This window comes from Arthrobacter sp. J156 (genome assembly GCF_056172865.1).
This window is the reverse complement of sequence record NZ_CM149650.1, coordinates 1228821-1243458: the sequence shown is the minus strand read 5'-3', so window position 1 is coordinate 1243458 and position 14638 is coordinate 1228821. Positions and strand designations below refer to the sequence as shown.

Below are 14638 nucleotides of genomic sequence, written 5' to 3'. Positions count from 1 at the left end.
CTGGTCTATCTCCTGGCTCGCAGCGATGTCGAGCCTTTGGGGCCTGTCCGGGTCACGTGATGAGTAACGCGGTTCATACGACGAGTTCGAGTGGGCCTCACGCCCGTCGAGCGCGAGGGAACTCGCCGCTACGCAGTTTCGCTGCGGGTCGCGGGCAGACGATGTCGGTAGCGTGTCGGCGTTACTCCGAATCGTCGTGAGAACCATGCGGAGGCGACACGCGGATCGGCCCAGCCGACGGCTTGTGACGCTTGATGAACTGAGAGATCAGTCTCATCAATCAGGCGGCTGAACTCGGTCAAGCGAACTTCGGTAAGAAATCGCATTGGGCTGGCCCCCATGTGCGTCGAGAACAGCCGTGTTAAGTGCGTACGAGACAGCGCGAGTTCTTGGGCCAGTGAAGTAACAGTCCACGGCTCGCCCATGCGCTCCCGAAGCAGCCGCGCAGCCCGCCCGACGTGCCCAATCATTGCCGGATCTGCCTGCCGCCTCGAAGCCGGCACTTGATTCCGGGTGGGCACGTGGAGAGAGCGGCTGTCTTCGGTAAGGAAGACCGGTGCGACTGTGCCAACCCACCTCGCTAGAAGCTCGATTGTGCGAATCGATGTCTCTTCGGGCGATGAACACGTATCTGGAAGCATGCTCAGCTGTCGCCAGATCGGTTCCAGCCGCCGAAAGGACTCGATTCCTGGGGTAAGTACAAGGGAGTTGCCGTCCCAGTCATCAGGATGCACGCCTCGACGAACGCGCTGCCGTGACCGCAAGAGCCAGCGCATCTGCGCCCTAATGAAGGGTTCGTCCGCATAGATCACCCACAACCGTGATGGCGACAGTGGCAACAGTTGATGCCGCTTGTGCGAGCCGAGCGCCACCGCTGACCCGGGCGCCAAGCGCTGTATCGCCACATCCGTACAAAGATCGATCTTTCCGGACAGTACGTGGATGAGCGTGACGACCGGAAACGTCAACTCCTGCGTCGGGACGCAGCGCAGTATCTCGATCGCTGACATGAGCCCGAACTGTTCTCCGGGCGACGCGTCTATCGCAGGGTCGCTCGCCTCACGAAGTCTGCTCTCGCCGGCCGGTTCGGCGGACACGTCCCATCCGCTTCCTCAGCCCAATTGGTGGCGTGGGCTGGCCGGACTCGTTGTAACAGCGAGAAGGAGATTGCGCGTATGTCCATGATCCGACGACCGAGAGGCTGCCGGTTCACAGAGCAGGTCGATGCGCGAGCAAAGGTGATATCGGCCTGCTCGACGTCGAACACATATGGTGTGGTCGCCACTATGCATGGGACTCTCTGGATCTGATCGCGATGCCGATCGTGGTTACCGTGGCCACGATGGCACCGAGGACCGCGGAGAGAGTTTGGGCGTTCGGCGTCACTGCGACGAGTGCAAAGACGAGTGGCTGGGCGAAGCCGATATAGGAGAGCGAGTAGAACGCGGCGTTGAGCCGTGCGCGATCTTTCGGGTGACCGATCTCCTCCATGCGACGAAGACCTGCGACGAGCACTAAGCCGTATGCGGCGCCGAGGGCGATAGCGCTGGGGAGCATCAGGACGGTGAGCCGAGCCGCGAAGGTTCCTGCGGCCAGGAGCATCCCTAGAGCGGCGATTCCCATTCCTAGAGGGAAGGCTCGTCCGGCCCTCCCACGCTCGATGCGTTGCGCCAAAGGCTGGATGAGTGCTCCGGTGCCCATGGTGAGTCCCGTGATGATCCCCGCTGTGGCGGCCTCGAATCCTTGGACATGGATGACCGACGGGATCACGGCGAAGCTCATCGTCGCAGCGCTAAAGACCCACGGTGCCGTGAGCGGAATGGTCCAGAGGAAGGGCCGTGTCGTGATCGCGCTCCAGAAACTCGCTCGGCGTCTCGATACGAGTTCTGTGGCGGAGACCTCAGCCTGCTCGACGAGTTCTTCGTTGTCGAGGGAAGTATCTGGGGCCCGCCACAGCAGCGCAGCCGCGATGGCCGAGATGAGCAGATGGAGGGCGTAGGGCAGGACTTCCGGCAGGGGTGCCCATTGCGCGACGAGTCCTGCTGCGAGCGGGCCGCCACCAAATCCGACGGAGAGCGCGACCGCCACCCGCTTCGGAGCAGCGGAGCGGTCATCCGCAGACAGGTCGGTTACCCATGCCGTGCCTGGACCGAGAACCGCGCCAGCGGCCGCACCGGAGAAGAACCTGCCCAGAAGGAGAAGCCAGGCCTCCTGCGAGCCGAGGCACAGCACGATAGAGGCGACAGCGGACAGGATGACCGCAACCCGGACCGGCCACCGTCGGTCAACTCGGTCCGCGATCTCGGCGGCGACGAAGAGCACCGGGATGAGACCCACGATGTAGGTAGCGAACGCGAGGGCGATGAACGAGTCCGGCAGGCCGGCGGTCTCCCGGTACACCGGTAGCAGAGCAGCGAACTGGTTCGCTCCCCACCCCACGACGGTGATACCGGTCGCGACGCGTGCCCAACCAGGCAATCGAGTTCCCATGTACTCTCCTAAGTAACCGTTCTATCGGTTACTATAGTTGCATGGCTACCGACCTTCGAACCAGCACGGCACTGCGGAAGCTTCGTTTCGACGGTGGTTCCCTCGTTCTCAATCTCACCGCAACCGTCGGGCGGCGGGGCGCTGGCGAAGAGCATCGCGTCGAGCGCCTCGACGGCGAGGGGGCCCTGGAACAGTGGCTCGTCGGTGTAGGTATCGAGGTCGATGCGAGCGTGGATCGGGGAGCGCTGCTGACGGAGTTGCGTGAGCTTCGCGAGGATGCCTGGGAAGTGCTGTCTGGGGTCGTACACGAGCGACCCGTGTCATCGTTCGCCGTGCAGCGGATAGAGCGGTGGGCCAGCGCCGATGTTCCCCCGCCCCGCTTGGCGAACACATTGCATGGACCGCAAGCTCGGATGGTGGCACTCAGCCAAAGCGCGATGTGCGCCCGCGCGGCTCGGGACCTGCTGGACATCCTCGCAAGCCCTGACGTGCGTCATCGACTCCGGGAGTGCGCGAGCGAGGAATGCCGCATGATCTACGTGCTCCCGTCCGGTTCGAGAGAGCGTCGCTGGTGCTCAATGAGCCAGTGCGGTAACCGAGCGAAAGCCGCCGCGCACCGCGCACGTTCGCGCCAACCGAGAGAGCACACCGCCGACGTTGACGTGACGGACGATCGCTCGATCAAGGAATTGGGAAGATGACTTCACCCGGCTTGCATGTTGCGAATCCGGACGGCTTCTGGCTTGACGACCTCGCAGTCGGAATGCGGTTCCATTCGCCAGTTGTGCTCCTGCGCGAGGAAGACATCATTGCCTTCGCCGAACAGTTTGACCCGCAGACATTCCATCTCTCTGTCACGGCGGCCCGAGACAGCTTCTTCGCAGGACTCGCTGCGAGCGGATGGCATACTGCTGCGTTGTCGATGAAACTGCTCGCGCAGGCTTTGCCCTTGGCTACAGGAATCATCGGCAAAGGCGTGGAGATCGAGTGGCCAAGCCCGACACGACCGAATGACGAACTCGGGGTTGTTGCCCGAATCGACACGATCACGCCGTCGAAGAGCCGGCCCGGTCGCGGATCGATCACCGTGGGCTACCAAACTCTGAACCAGAACGGCGACATCCGGCAGCGCGCGCGAATCACGCTCATAGGCTGGAGACGCGACGTTGGAGCTCAGGCCGCAGTGATTGGGTCCCGGTTAGCAGTCCAGTGGCTATGCGATAGCTAGTTGATTTTTCTGCGTCCAGGTGTCCCAGTATTGTTTCGGCGTCATGCCGTCGAGGGATCCGTGGGGCCGTTCATGATTGTAGATGTCCTTCCACTCGTCGGCCAAGTACTTCGCTTCGGCCATGGTGTCGATGATTTCCCCAGTGAGTTGTTCCCTTCTGAATTGGGCGTTGAATGATTCGGCGAACCCGTTCTGCCACGGGGATCCCGGGTCGATGAACGCCGTATCTACCCCGGCAGTGGCGCACCAGTTGACCAGCGCTGCGGCGGTGAATTCCGGCCCGTTATCGGAGCGCACATAGGTTGGCGTGACACCGGTTTCGGCGATGATGTCCTCCAGGACGGCGACCACATCGGTGGCGGTGAAGGACCTGCGCGGAACGATCGCCAGGGCGGTGCGGGTGTACTCGTCAATGACGTTGAAGAACCGGACATGCCGCCCACAGGAGGTCACATCGGATTGGAAGTCGAAGCTGATCACGTGCATCGGGTATTCGGCCTTCAGCCGCTTCTGCTCCCCGGCGCCGGGCCCGGTGCGGCGACGCTTACGCGCCTTCGGCTTGCACGTCAGTCCCTCGGCCCGCCAGAGCCGGCGCACCCGCTTAGCGTTGAGCACCACGCCAGCCCACTCCGGCTGGGCCAGCAGGCGCCAGCGGGCCTTCCGCCACCCCCACGCCGGATGCTCCCCGGCGATGGCCCGCAACGCCGCGCGTAGCCGGGCTTCCTCAAAGCTGACCGCTGGGCGTGACTTGCGCAGCGCGGAACGGTTCTGCCCCAGCACCTTGCACGCGAATCTCTCGGACGCCCCGAATTTCTCCACCGCCATGCGCACTGCCCGGCGGCGAGGTTCGGGGCTCAGAATTTTCCCTTAGCCACCTCGTTCAGGATGTCGATGGCCAGTTCCTTCTCGGCCAGCAACCGCTTCAGCCGGGCGTTTTCCTTCTCCAAGTCCTTGACCGCTTTGGTTTGGGCTGCGTTCTGCTCGGAACCGTACTGCTGCAGCCACCGATACCAGGTTGCCTCGGTGACCTGCAGCTCCTTGATGACCTCGATCATCGGCTTGCCGTCATTGAGCATCTTCTGCCCCTGCCGGACCTTCGCGACGACCTGATCCGGGGTATGCCTACGTGCCATAATCTGTGAATTTCCTCCTGCACCCATTATCGGATGCGAAACTCACACAGTCACCGGACTCCTACCCGGGGACCCAACCAGCAGCACCGGGTGCTGAGAGCGGCGAAAAGGCGATCAAACGCGGAGAAAGTCGCTGAGTCGTACCTGGTCTGGCATTGCGACTACAGGCTGATGCCGGCAATGCCGGCAAGTACGATCACGGCGCCGATCAGACGCCGGGCGAGGTGTCCTTCGCCGAAGAGACGCCAGGCGAGGAGCGCGCCGATCACGATGGATGCCTCCCGCAGTGGCGCGACGAGTGCCACGGGTGAGGTTTGCATTGCGGTCAGCACAAGGATGTACGCGAGCGGGGACAGCACGGCGACCGCGGCGATAGGCGCGCGATTGACGCGGAGGGTGTTCGCGAACGCTGTGCGGCGTCTGATGATGGCTGGGGCCAGGAATGCGACCTGGACGACGAGCGTGCCGGCGTAGTAGCTGACGGGTGCGAGCCCGATGGAGCCGATCGCGAACGCGTCCCACAGCGTGTAGGCGGCGATCGTGGCTCCGGTGGTAGTACCCCATGCGATGCCGCGGAGGGGGCGGTTGCCCGTTCTCTGGAAGGGGTTGCCCGTGACGACGAGGATGCCTGCGAGGATGACGAGCGCTCCGATGATCGCCAGTGCCGTGGGGCGTTCTCCGAGCAGGAAGATAGCGATCACGATGGTGAGCAGCGGTCCGACGCCGCGAGCGATCGGGTAGACGACTCCGAGGTCGGCTCGGTCGTAGCCCGCCTGCAGGGTGAGCGAGTACGTCAGGTGCAGGGCGGCGGACACGGCCGCAGCGGCGACCAGGGTCCAGGTGATCGGTTGCGAACCGGTGGCGGCGGCACCGATCGCGAGAGGGAGACACAGGATCGCGGAAGCGGTCGTGTAGGCGCCCACGAACAGCAGCGTGTCGCCCTTCTTGTACTTCGATACGAGGTTCCAGCCAGCGTGGGCGACTGCGGCGATGAGGACGATCGCAACGGTGACTGGTGGCATCAGGTGATGTCGGGCAGGTCGATCCCGGCCCGCTCGGCGCGCGAGACACGGTCGGGATCGCGCAGTGCCAGTGCTGCCGCGAGAGCGTCGACGACGACAAGCTGCGCCAGACGGCTCCCGGCAGCAGCCATCTGCGTCGTCAGCGGCGCGCCGCCCACGACGAGTGCGACGGCGGAGACATCGGTGAGTGGTGTGCCGTACTGGTTGGTGATGGCGATGACGGTCGCGTCGGCGGTCGCGGCGGCGTCGGCGATCGCGACGGTCATGTCGGTGCGACCGGTCGAGCTGACGGCGACGACGACGTCGCCGGGGTCGAGCAGGCGTGCCGCGATCATCGCGGACTCGTGATCGACGACGCCCGATGTCCGCACGCCCAGCGACCGCAGCCGGAACACGACATCGGCCGCGACCGTCGCCGATGGGCCCGCACCATAGGCGAGGAGCTGCCCCGCGCCACAAATCGCGGAGACCGCTTGGTCGAGAGCGTCCGGGTCGATCGCGCCGCTGAGGGCGGTGAGCGCGTCGATCCCTGTGCGCGCTGTCGTGTCGATGATCGTGCGTGTCGAATCGGTGCTCGTGAGCGTGTGTGGCGGGGCGAAGAACTCCGCTGTTCCGCGAGCGCGGGCGATCTCCAGCTTCAGTTCGGCGAAGCCTGAGAAACCGATTGCGCGGGCGGCACGGACCACGCTCGGCGCCGAGACCCCTGCTCGCTCGGCGACTTGCGCCGTCGTGCTCCTTCCCACGAACAACGGGTCCTCCAGCACGAGGTCGACAACCTTTGCCTCGCTTGCCACCAGCCCCGCACTCCGCGCCTGAACCGTTCCGAGCCAGCGGCGCAGCGGATCCTCGGCGGCAGAAACGGAGTTACTTGATGATCTTGCCATAGGTAATAGCGTAACATTGGGGCATGGTGACAGAGCAGCAACCGAGTTCTTTCAGGGAGCGCAAGCGCGTTGGAGTCGTGGGCCCGGGAGCCATAGGGACGACGGTGTCCGCACTGCTCCATGAGGCAGGCAACACACCGACGCTCTACGGTCGCACGCCGCGAACAGAGCTCACCCTGATCGACGGCGACCGCCGGATCGTCGTTCCCGGCCCCGTGCGCACCGATCCTGCTGCGCAGCCTGAGAAGGCGGATGTGCTCTTCTTGGCGGTCAAGGCCACCCAGACCGCGGCGGCAGCCCCCTGGCTGCGTGCTTTGTGCGCCCCCGGGACCGTGGTCTGCGTGTTGCAGAACGGCGTCGAGCAGATCGCTGCCGTTCGACCCCATGTTCCTGAGGGAGTAGAGGTCGTCCCCGCGGTCGTCTGGTTCCCGGCGCAGTCGCAGGAAGACGGCACCATCCTCCTGCGGGGCGAGCCCTGGCTGACGCTTCCCGCATCACCGGAGGCGGAGCGCATCGCGGATGTCCTGCGCGACACGCGCTGCCAGGTCGAACTCGCGGGCGACTTCACCGCTCTCGCCTGGCGCAAGCTTCTCCAGAATGCCGCTGCCGGGCTGATGGCGCTCACCGGTCGGCGTGCCGGCGTGTTCACCCGCCCTGACTTCGCGGATCTCACTCTCGACTATCTGAAAGAGTGCCTGGCCGTTTCGCATGCGGAAGGAGTAACCCTGAGCGATGACGTGCCCGCTGCCATCCTGGCCCGCTTCCAGGCCTTCCCGGCTGATATGAGCACGTCGATCCTCACCGACCGAGAAGCCGGCCGGCCGCTCGAATGGGGTATCCGCAACGGCGTCATCTCGCGTCTCGCGCGCAGACACGACATCCACACGCCGATCAGCGACGCCATCACTGCGCTCCTCGCCGCCACAAGCGACGGCCCCGGATGACCCGGGACGCTGCTGCTCCGGCTCAGCGTCCGGAGAGATTACTGAGCGACTGGGACCGAGCGGCGAGGAGCTCCTCGTAGGTGTCGTCGTGCTCAGCCCAGCGGAGGGGCTTGGCGCGCTCGACGACGATCTCCTTCGGAGTCGGGTTCTGGGTGAGCAGCCCGATGATCTCGTCGAGGAAGTCGCCCATAGGCAGAGCATTCGGGTTGAGCTTCTCCTGGCCGGCGTTAGCGACGGCCGGCGGGATCAGCTCGGTCACAGCGATACCAGTTCCAGCGAGGTGCGCGCGTAGCGATTCGGTGTACGAGTGCACGGCCGCCTTCGAGGCGCCGTACGTCGCCATGAGCGGGAACGGCAGGAAGCCGATGCCCGAGGAAACGGTGATGATGTCACCGGCGCCACGGCCGAGCAGGTGCGGGGTGAACGCATCGATCACGCGGATCGTGCCGAGCAGGTTCACCGAGATCGTGGTCTCGGCCTGGGCGATGTGGTCCGGGTCGCGCAGGTCCTCAGTGAGCATGACCCCCGACATCGTCACGACGACGTCGAGCTCGGGGTGCTTCGCCAGCACCTCATCGCGCGCCTGAGCGACCGACGCCGCATCGGTGACGTCGATGCGCACCGTCTCGACGCCGTCGACCTGCTCGATGTTGCGCCCGCCGACAACGACCGTGCTGCCCGCGTCAACGAATCGCTGGGCGAGGGCACGTCCGATTCCCGTGGTACCTCCGACGATCAGGACGGTACGTCCGCTGATATCCATGTGCTTCCTCACTTGTCCGTCTCCGACTATGGGCCGGATGGTCTCCCCGGCTCGATCGCCGGCATGCATCCATGCTCGGCCGATGGTCGAAGCCGAGGAAGGACCCCGCTGATCCGCGTCCTGACAGGGCACCTTTCGATCGGTGGGGAATGGCTACCGTTGATCGCATGGACGGCAACAACGACAACCGGCTCGGGGAGTACCTGAGCGCACGCCGTGCGCTGGTCACTCCCGAGCAGGCGGGCATCCCTGCTGGATCGGGGCGCAGAGTCCCCGGTCTTCGGCGTGAGGAGGTTGCGCTCCTCGCCGGTATTAGCGCTGACTACTACTTCAGGCTCGAACGTGGCCGCGACAAGAACCCCTCGCGCCAGGTACTGGAATCGCTCGCCCGGGTGCTGCGCCTCGACGAGATCGAAGCCGACCACCTGATGAGCCTCGGCGGCCCGCGCCCCCGTGTCCGCCGCGCGAAAGCCTCCGGGCGCGCTGAGCGGGTGCCTGCCCGGCTGCGCGACATGCTCGCAGCGCTGAACATGCCCGCGTTCATCGAGAACCGCTACTTCGACGTCCTCGCTGCCAATCCGTTCGCGATCGCCTTCAACCCCCGCCTGGAGCCAGGGAACAACCGACTGCGCTCGTTGATGCTGGACCCCGCCGAGCGCGACTTCCACGAGGACTGGGAGACGGCCGTCGACGATTTCATCGCTGCTTTCCGTCGTTCTCTCGGCGACGAGACCGATGACCCGCGCGCCATCGAACTCGTCGGCGAGCTCTCGCTCGCCAGCGCACGTTTCCGCACACTGTGGGCTCGGCATGATATCCGGCAGCTCGCGGGTGGCACCGCGGTTGTCAATCATCCGAGTCTCGGCGCGCTGCGCCTCCACCGCGAGAAGATGCCGATCGACGACCTTGTCCTTGTCGTCTACTACCCGGCTGAGCACAGCGCAGACGCCGAGAAACTTGACCTGCTCGCATCCCTCACCGCTGAGTAGGAGCGCGGGCCTTGGGAACCGACAGTGCTCAGTTCAGGCAGATCTCTCTCCTGTAATGGCTGGTATCTCGCGGGTCGCACGCGGTCGGATCCCGCCTGTATCGCGCCGTCCAATCGCTCAGTTCGCCGACGTCCCCGAATGGCAGTGCACGCTCGGCTGCCCCTCACAGCGAAGCAGGGTTTGAAGAGCTATCGACGCCTGTCGCGGTGCTACGCCGTTGCCAAGCGCAGCAAGCTGCTGTGCACTGGTCAGGCCGAGGTGCGGAGCGGTGACCCATCCATCGGGTAGCCCCATAAGCCATTCCACGAAATCGGGTGCAGGACGCCAGACGCCAGCTTGGTTCAGAATCGCCGGGGATGGCGCTGGCCGTCCGATGATGCGTTCCCATCGGGAAATGGCGGGGGCGTAACGTCCCCAGCGTCGAAGAACTCCTCGATCAGCGCGAACGTTGTGTCCGATATCGGGTGCCGACCACGCCGGGTCATCAGGTCGATCACCTGATGGCTGAGAGCGATCGTCCCGCGGCGCGCTTTCACCTGATCTAGCGTCTCCCCACCCCTGGCCGAGTCCGAGGCCAGAGGGGTTCGGAACAGCGCGTCGCGCGAGGACGAAGATGCGAAACCGTGGATGCGGCGCGCCGACGAGGGAAGCGGGTATGCCGAGCCACCGCGCGTCATACCGGAGGTCGGCCAGGTCTCCGAGTACGGCACCAAGCGCCCGTAGAGGTCGGGCTGGCTGGTCTCCCAGACCCCACGGGTCGGGTTCGAGGTCGCGAAGGGCTGCGGTGGCATCGGTGCCGGTTGCGTCGTTGGGGTTGCGTGCATCGGGGGATGCTCCTTGCTGGGTGGGGCGGATCGCTTTGGTAGAGAGCAGGCCGCGGACATTCTCGATCACGACGAACTGTGGTTGCAGGATCTCGATCGCTGTCGCCATCTGCGCCCACAAGCCGGAGCGAGTGCCAGGTGCGAGGCCAGCACGCTTGCCTACCGTGCTCACGTCCTGACAAGGAAAACCTCCGCAGAGAATGTCCACCGATGGCACGTCATGCCAGTTGATCGATGTGATGTCGCCGAGGTTGGGGGCGTCTGTCCAGTGGTGGGCGAAGACGCGGGCGACGGGTTCATTGATCTCGGAAAACCAGACCGTCTCAGCACCAAAGACGTGTTCGACCGCGAGATCGAGACCCCCGTACCCGGAGAACAGCGAACCGACACGCATCAGCCGGTCCGGGTTGGTCGCCTGCTCCTCGTGCAGCGTGGCTCCGCCTGGTCGATGACCTTGGCCGGGCTCCACGTCGGAGTTCTGTCGCCGTTCAGGTCACCTGCCAGGTGCGCTCACGCCGCCGCCTCCGCTGGCGCGGATCACCTCCCGAGAGCCACGATTCGGACTCCTGCTTCCGACCCTCGTTTTGAGCTGCCACACGTCTTTCAGAAGAGGCGCGCCGCCCCGCGAGCGCCGCGATCGCTGGCGGTCATCGGACGCTCACCTCTTGTCCAGAAGGAGGTGCCGGGTGACGGTCTCGATGCGTGTCATGTCCGCCGGCGACGGTTACAAATACCTCCTGCGATCCGTCGCTGCCGGTGATGGCGATCGTTCCCTCTCGACGCCGTTGACGCGGTATTACGCTGAGGCCGGGAACCCGCCCGGTCACTGGCTCGGCGCCGGACTCTCGACGCTTGGGAACGGGGAGCTCACCGACGGTGCCCAGGTGAGTGAGGCGCAGCTTCAGCTTCTGATCGGGATGGGCCACGACCCCATCACGAAGGCTCCGTTGGGGCGGGCGTATCAGCAGTTCGCGTCGGTCACCGAGCGCATCGAAGCCCGAACCAACGCCTTGCCTACTGATCTGGGGCCGTCCACACGGGCGGAGCAGATCGTCCAGATCGAAGCCGAAGAGGCCGAGCGTGGCACGCGGCGTGCGGTGGCGGGGTTTGATTACACGTTCAGCGTGCCGAAGTCCGTCTCAACGCTCTGGGCTGTCGCCGATGCGGGCACGCAGGCGCTGATCGCAGACGCTCATCACGCGGCGGTTGCGGAGTTGGTTGCGTTTATGGAGCGTGAGGTTGCATCGACCAGGGTGGGCGCAACCGGACCCGACGGAGCGGTTGCACACGTCGATGTCGCAGGCGTCGCCGCCGCAGCGTTTGATCACTACGACTCGCGGGCTGGTGATCCGCAGTTGCATACCCATGTCGTGGTGAGCAACAAGGTCTTCACTGTGCAGGACGGGAAGTGGCGGACGCTGGCAGGGCGGCCGATGCATCAGGCGGTGGTGGCGATCTCGGAGATGTACAACGCGGTCCTCGCCGACCAGCTCACCCGCGTCCTCGGCCTGACCTGGGAAGCCCGAGACCGCGGACGCGACCGGAGCCCCGGGTGGGAGATCACAGGAGTTCCGCAAGAGCTGATGGACGAGTTCTCCACCCGAACCCGACACATTGAGGCGGAGAAGGAACGCCTCATCGCCGAGTACGTCGCCCAGCACGGCAAGCAACCCACCGCCAGGACCGTCCTGAAGCTCCGAGCCCAAGCAACTCTTGCCACTCGCCCCGAGAAAGAGATCCACTCTCTGGCCGAGCTCACCGCCGATTGGCGTGACCGCGCGGGGCGGGTCCTCGGACAGGATGCAACCGCCTGGGCTCGTGCTCTCACCGCGAATCCGCCCGTGCTGGTGCTGCGTGCCGACGATGTACCGCTCGATCTGATCGGCGAGATCGGGCAGGCGGTGATGGAGACGGTCGGTGAGAAGCGTTCGACGTGGCAGCGGTGGAATCTGCACGCGGAGGCGTCTCGGCAGTTGATGGGGTGGCGGTTCGCCTCGATGCAGGATCGGGAGGCGATCACCGGCATGGTCGCCGACGCCGCTGAACAAGCTTCTCTGCGGTTGTCGCCGCTGGATCTGGCGTCGAGTCCGGTGCTGTTTCGGCGGGCGGATGGGTCGAGCAGGTTTAGGCCAGCGCACGCCAACGTTTACTCATCAAAAACTATCCTCGAAGCAGAAGACCGCCTCTTGGAACGCTCCCGCGCCACCACTGCACCGACTGTGGCGTTGGAGACGGTGGAGAAGATCACCAACCGGCCTGATCGGCAGGGGAGGATGCTCAGCGATGACCAGGCCGCGGCGCTCACCGCTGTCGCCGTCTCCGGCCGCCAGATTGACGTTCTCGTCGGCGCTGCTGGGGCGGGGAAGACCACCGCCATGTCCGCGCTACGGCAAGCATGGGAGGCCGAACACGGCAGGGGTTCTGTCGTCGGCCTCGCACCCTCCGCTGTCGCTGCTGCGGTGCTGGCCGAAGACCTCGGGATCACAACGGAGAACACGGCGAAGTGGTGGAGCAACCACACCCTCCACGGCACCACCTTCACCGCCGGGCAGCTCGTCATCGTGGACGAAGCCTCACTCGCCGGAACGATCTCCCTCGATCGCATCACGCACGCCGCGGATCAGGCGGGGGCGAAGGTGCTGCTGGTCGGCGATTACGCGCAGCTCCAATCCGTTGATGCCGGTGGCGCGTTCAGCCTCCTGGTCTCTGATCGTGACGATGCGCCCGAGTTGGTCGATATTCACCGGTTCACGAACGAGTGGGAGAAGACCGCCTCGCTGTCCTTGCGTCACGGCCGCACCGAGATCATCGACACCTACCTCACCCACCAGCGCATCCACGACGGAGACACCGACACCTCGACCGATGCCGCCTATGCCGCGTGGCGTGCCGACACCCAGGCAGGCCGTGCGTCGATCCTGATCGCAGAGACGAACGAGAATGTCACTGCCCTGAACAACCGGGCTCGCGCCGACCTCATCATCGACGGCACCATCACCCCGATAAAGGAGATCGAGCTGCACGACGGCAGCACTGCCTCAGCCGGAGACACGATCATCACCCGCCGCAATGACCGGCGCCTGCGGAACCGGCACACTTGGGTTCGCAACGGCGACCGGTGGCAGATCACCAACGTCCGTGACGACGGCTCCATCACCATCCGACCCCACGGTAAGCGGTTCGGCGGAGCGATCATCCTGCCCGCCGCCTACGTCTCAGAATTCGTTGATCTTGGTTACGCTGTCACCGCTCATAGGGCGCAAGGCGTCACCACCGACACCGCCCACACCGTGGTGACGGTGACGACGACGCGGGAGAACTTCTACGTCGCCATGACCCGCGGACGCCACGCCAACCACGCCTACGTCGTCACCGACCAGCCCGACCACGACCATCACCACCCGCACCCCAGCGACAACACCGACGCCACCGCGAGGTCCGTGCTCTACGGAGTCCTGCAACACGTCGGAGCCGAACCCTCCGCCCACGAAGCCATCACCGCCGAGCAGGAGCGGTGGGGGTCGATCGCGCAGCTCGCAGCCGAGTACGAAACCATCGCCCAAGCAGCACAACACGACCGCTGGGCGAGGCTCATGCGCACATCCGGCCTCAGCGACGAGCAGGTCGACGACATCGTGAACTCCGACGCTTACGGTGCGCTCTCCGCTGAACTTCGCCGCGCCGAAGCCAACCACCACGACGTTGACGCTCTGCTTCCGCGCCTCGTCAACGCCAGGCCGCTCGGCGACGCCGATGACCTCGCATCCGTCCTCCACCACCGGATCGAACGAGCCAGCGCGCGGCCTGCTGGGTCTGGCCGAGTCCGTAAGGCTCCACGGTTGATCGCCGGCCTCATCCCCGAAGCAAACGGTCAGATGGCTCCGGAGATGCGGCAGGCCCTCGACGAGCGACGCGATCTCATCGAGACCAGAGCAGATGCGATTCTCGACGCTGCCTTCCACGGCAGACAGCCGTGGGTGCGAGCGCTCGGGCCGATCCCGAAAGATCCACGCGCTGAGAGAGTGTGGAGGCAGCAGGCCAGAGTGGTTGCCGCCTACCGCGACCGATACGCCATCACCACTGCGACACCACTCGGCACAGTCTCTGCTGAGTCGGTGGCGCAGAGGATCGACCAGGCGCGTGCACAAGCTGCACTCGCGCAGGCACAATGCATCACAAAGCCGAAGCCGGAACGTGGGCGTCGGACGACCGAGCGCGAGAGCACAGGCCGCACGCTCTGATCGGCGGGGCCTTCCGGCTGTCCGGGGTCCGTCGTAGAGTGGAAGGCGAGGCGGCCTCTAAATATGCGCTGTCGCTCGTCGCGACAGTATGGCTCCACCTTCGCGGGTGAGTCCTTCAAG

The 14638-nt window shown here is 65.2% G+C and carries 12 protein-coding genes; 5 read left to right on the top strand and 7 right to left on the bottom strand.

The window, feature by feature from the left end:
- Positions 1-128 precede the first annotated feature (128 nt).
- Both AC0QR5_RS05745 and AC0QR5_RS05740 read right to left on the bottom strand, forming a co-directional pair.
- Positions 129-1097 carry a helix-turn-helix domain-containing protein gene (locus tag AC0QR5_RS05745; RefSeq protein ID WP_084603851.1) on the bottom strand — a complete coding sequence of 323 codons (969 nt, stop codon included), beginning with the start codon at positions 1095-1097 and terminating at the stop codon, positions 129-131.
- A gap of 187 nt (positions 1098-1284) precedes the next feature.
- Positions 1285-2490, bottom strand: coding sequence for an MFS transporter (locus AC0QR5_RS05740; RefSeq protein ID WP_045247691.1), 1206 nt, complete (start codon positions 2488-2490; stop codon positions 1285-1287).
- Between the two features lie 41 nt (positions 2491-2531).
- Between AC0QR5_RS05740 and AC0QR5_RS05735 the strand changes: the two genes are divergently transcribed.
- Positions 2532-3191 carry a CGNR zinc finger domain-containing protein gene (locus tag AC0QR5_RS05735; protein ID WP_084603852.1) on the top strand — a complete coding sequence of 220 codons (660 nt, stop codon included), beginning with the start codon at positions 2532-2534 and terminating at the stop codon, positions 3189-3191.
- On the top strand, positions 3188-3718 hold the full coding sequence (locus AC0QR5_RS05730) for a MaoC/PaaZ C-terminal domain-containing protein (RefSeq protein ID WP_329863525.1): 531 nt from the start codon (positions 3188-3190) through the stop codon (positions 3716-3718). Before AC0QR5_RS05735 ends, AC0QR5_RS05730 begins: the two co-directional genes overlap by 4 nt.
- Here AC0QR5_RS05730 and AC0QR5_RS05725 read toward each other — a convergent pair.
- From AC0QR5_RS05725 to AC0QR5_RS05715, 3 genes are all read right to left on the bottom strand, one after another.
- Positions 3704-4851 (bottom strand): IS3 family transposase gene (locus AC0QR5_RS05725; protein WP_329863527.1). Its coding sequence is split into 2 segments (ribosomal slippage): positions 3704-4578 and positions 4578-4851, totalling 1149 coding nucleotides; the frame shifts between segments, so codons are not numbered across the junction. The genes AC0QR5_RS05730 and AC0QR5_RS05725 overlap by 15 nt on opposite strands.
- Positions 4852-5012: 161 nt before the next feature.
- The gene (locus tag AC0QR5_RS05720) at positions 5013-5873 is read right to left on the bottom strand and encodes an EamA family transporter (RefSeq protein WP_045247693.1); all 861 of its coding nucleotides are present in this window, start codon (positions 5871-5873) and stop codon (positions 5013-5015) included.
- Positions 5873-6757 (bottom strand): MurR/RpiR family transcriptional regulator, encoded by an 885-nt coding sequence (locus AC0QR5_RS05715; RefSeq protein WP_045247694.1) that lies wholly within the window; start codon positions 6755-6757, stop codon positions 5873-5875. Before AC0QR5_RS05715 ends, AC0QR5_RS05720 begins: the two co-directional genes overlap by 1 nt.
- Before the next feature lie 104 nt (positions 6758-6861).
- On the opposite strand from AC0QR5_RS05715, the gene AC0QR5_RS05710 reads away from it, so the two are divergent.
- Positions 6862-7701 carry an oxidoreductase gene (locus AC0QR5_RS05710; RefSeq protein ID WP_048809058.1) on the top strand — a complete coding sequence of 280 codons (840 nt, stop codon included), beginning with the start codon at positions 6862-6864 and terminating at the stop codon, positions 7699-7701.
- Positions 7702-7723: 22 nt separating this feature from the next.
- On the opposite strand, the gene AC0QR5_RS05705 is transcribed toward AC0QR5_RS05710, so the two are convergent.
- On the bottom strand, positions 7724-8464 hold the full coding sequence (locus AC0QR5_RS05705) for an SDR family oxidoreductase (RefSeq protein ID WP_045247696.1): 741 nt from the start codon (positions 8462-8464) through the stop codon (positions 7724-7726).
- Between the two features lie 167 nt (positions 8465-8631).
- Between AC0QR5_RS05705 and AC0QR5_RS05700 the strand changes: the two genes are divergently transcribed.
- Entirely contained in the window at positions 8632-9453 is an 822-nt protein-coding gene (locus tag AC0QR5_RS05700; protein ID WP_045247697.1) for a helix-turn-helix transcriptional regulator, read from the top strand.
- Between the two features lie 117 nt (positions 9454-9570).
- Here AC0QR5_RS05700 and AC0QR5_RS05695 read toward each other — a convergent pair whose 3' ends face one another.
- Positions 9571-10746, bottom strand: coding sequence for a DNA cytosine methyltransferase (locus AC0QR5_RS05695; RefSeq protein ID WP_245610973.1), 1176 nt, complete (start codon positions 10744-10746; stop codon positions 9571-9573).
- Between the two features lie 229 nt (positions 10747-10975).
- On the opposite strand from AC0QR5_RS05695, the gene mobF reads away from it, so the two are divergent.
- Complete coding sequence (mobF, locus tag AC0QR5_RS05690; RefSeq protein ID WP_045247720.1) at positions 10976-14518, top strand: MobF family relaxase; 3543 nt, start codon at positions 10976-10978, stop codon at positions 14516-14518.
- Positions 14519-14638: the final 120 nt, after the last annotated feature.

Bases quoted from the DNA above. Each gene is read 5' to 3' on its own strand.
- AC0QR5_RS05740 (WP_045247691.1), bottom strand. From the start codon at position 2,490: ATGGGAACTCGATTGCCTGGTTGGGCACGCGTCGCGACCGGTATCACC.
- AC0QR5_RS05735 (WP_084603852.1), top strand. From the start codon at position 2,532: ATGGCTACCGACCTTCGAACCAGCACGGCACTGCGGAAGCTTCGTTTC.
- AC0QR5_RS05730 (WP_329863525.1), top strand. From the start codon at position 3,188: ATGACTTCACCCGGCTTGCATGTTGCGAATCCGGACGGCTTCTGGCTT.
- AC0QR5_RS05720 (WP_045247693.1), bottom strand. From the start codon at position 5,873: ATGCCACCAGTCACCGTTGCGATCGTCCTCATCGCCGCAGTCGCCCAC.
- AC0QR5_RS05715 (WP_045247694.1), bottom strand. From the start codon at position 6,757: ATGGCAAGATCATCAAGTAACTCCGTTTCTGCCGCCGAGGATCCGCTG.
- AC0QR5_RS05705 (WP_045247696.1), bottom strand. From the start codon at position 8,464: ATGGATATCAGCGGACGTACCGTCCTGATCGTCGGAGGTACCACGGGA.
- AC0QR5_RS05700 (WP_045247697.1), top strand. From the start codon at position 8,632: ATGGACGGCAACAACGACAACCGGCTCGGGGAGTACCTGAGCGCACGC.
- mobF (WP_045247720.1), top strand. From the start codon at position 10,976: ATGCGTGTCATGTCCGCCGGCGACGGTTACAAATACCTCCTGCGATCC.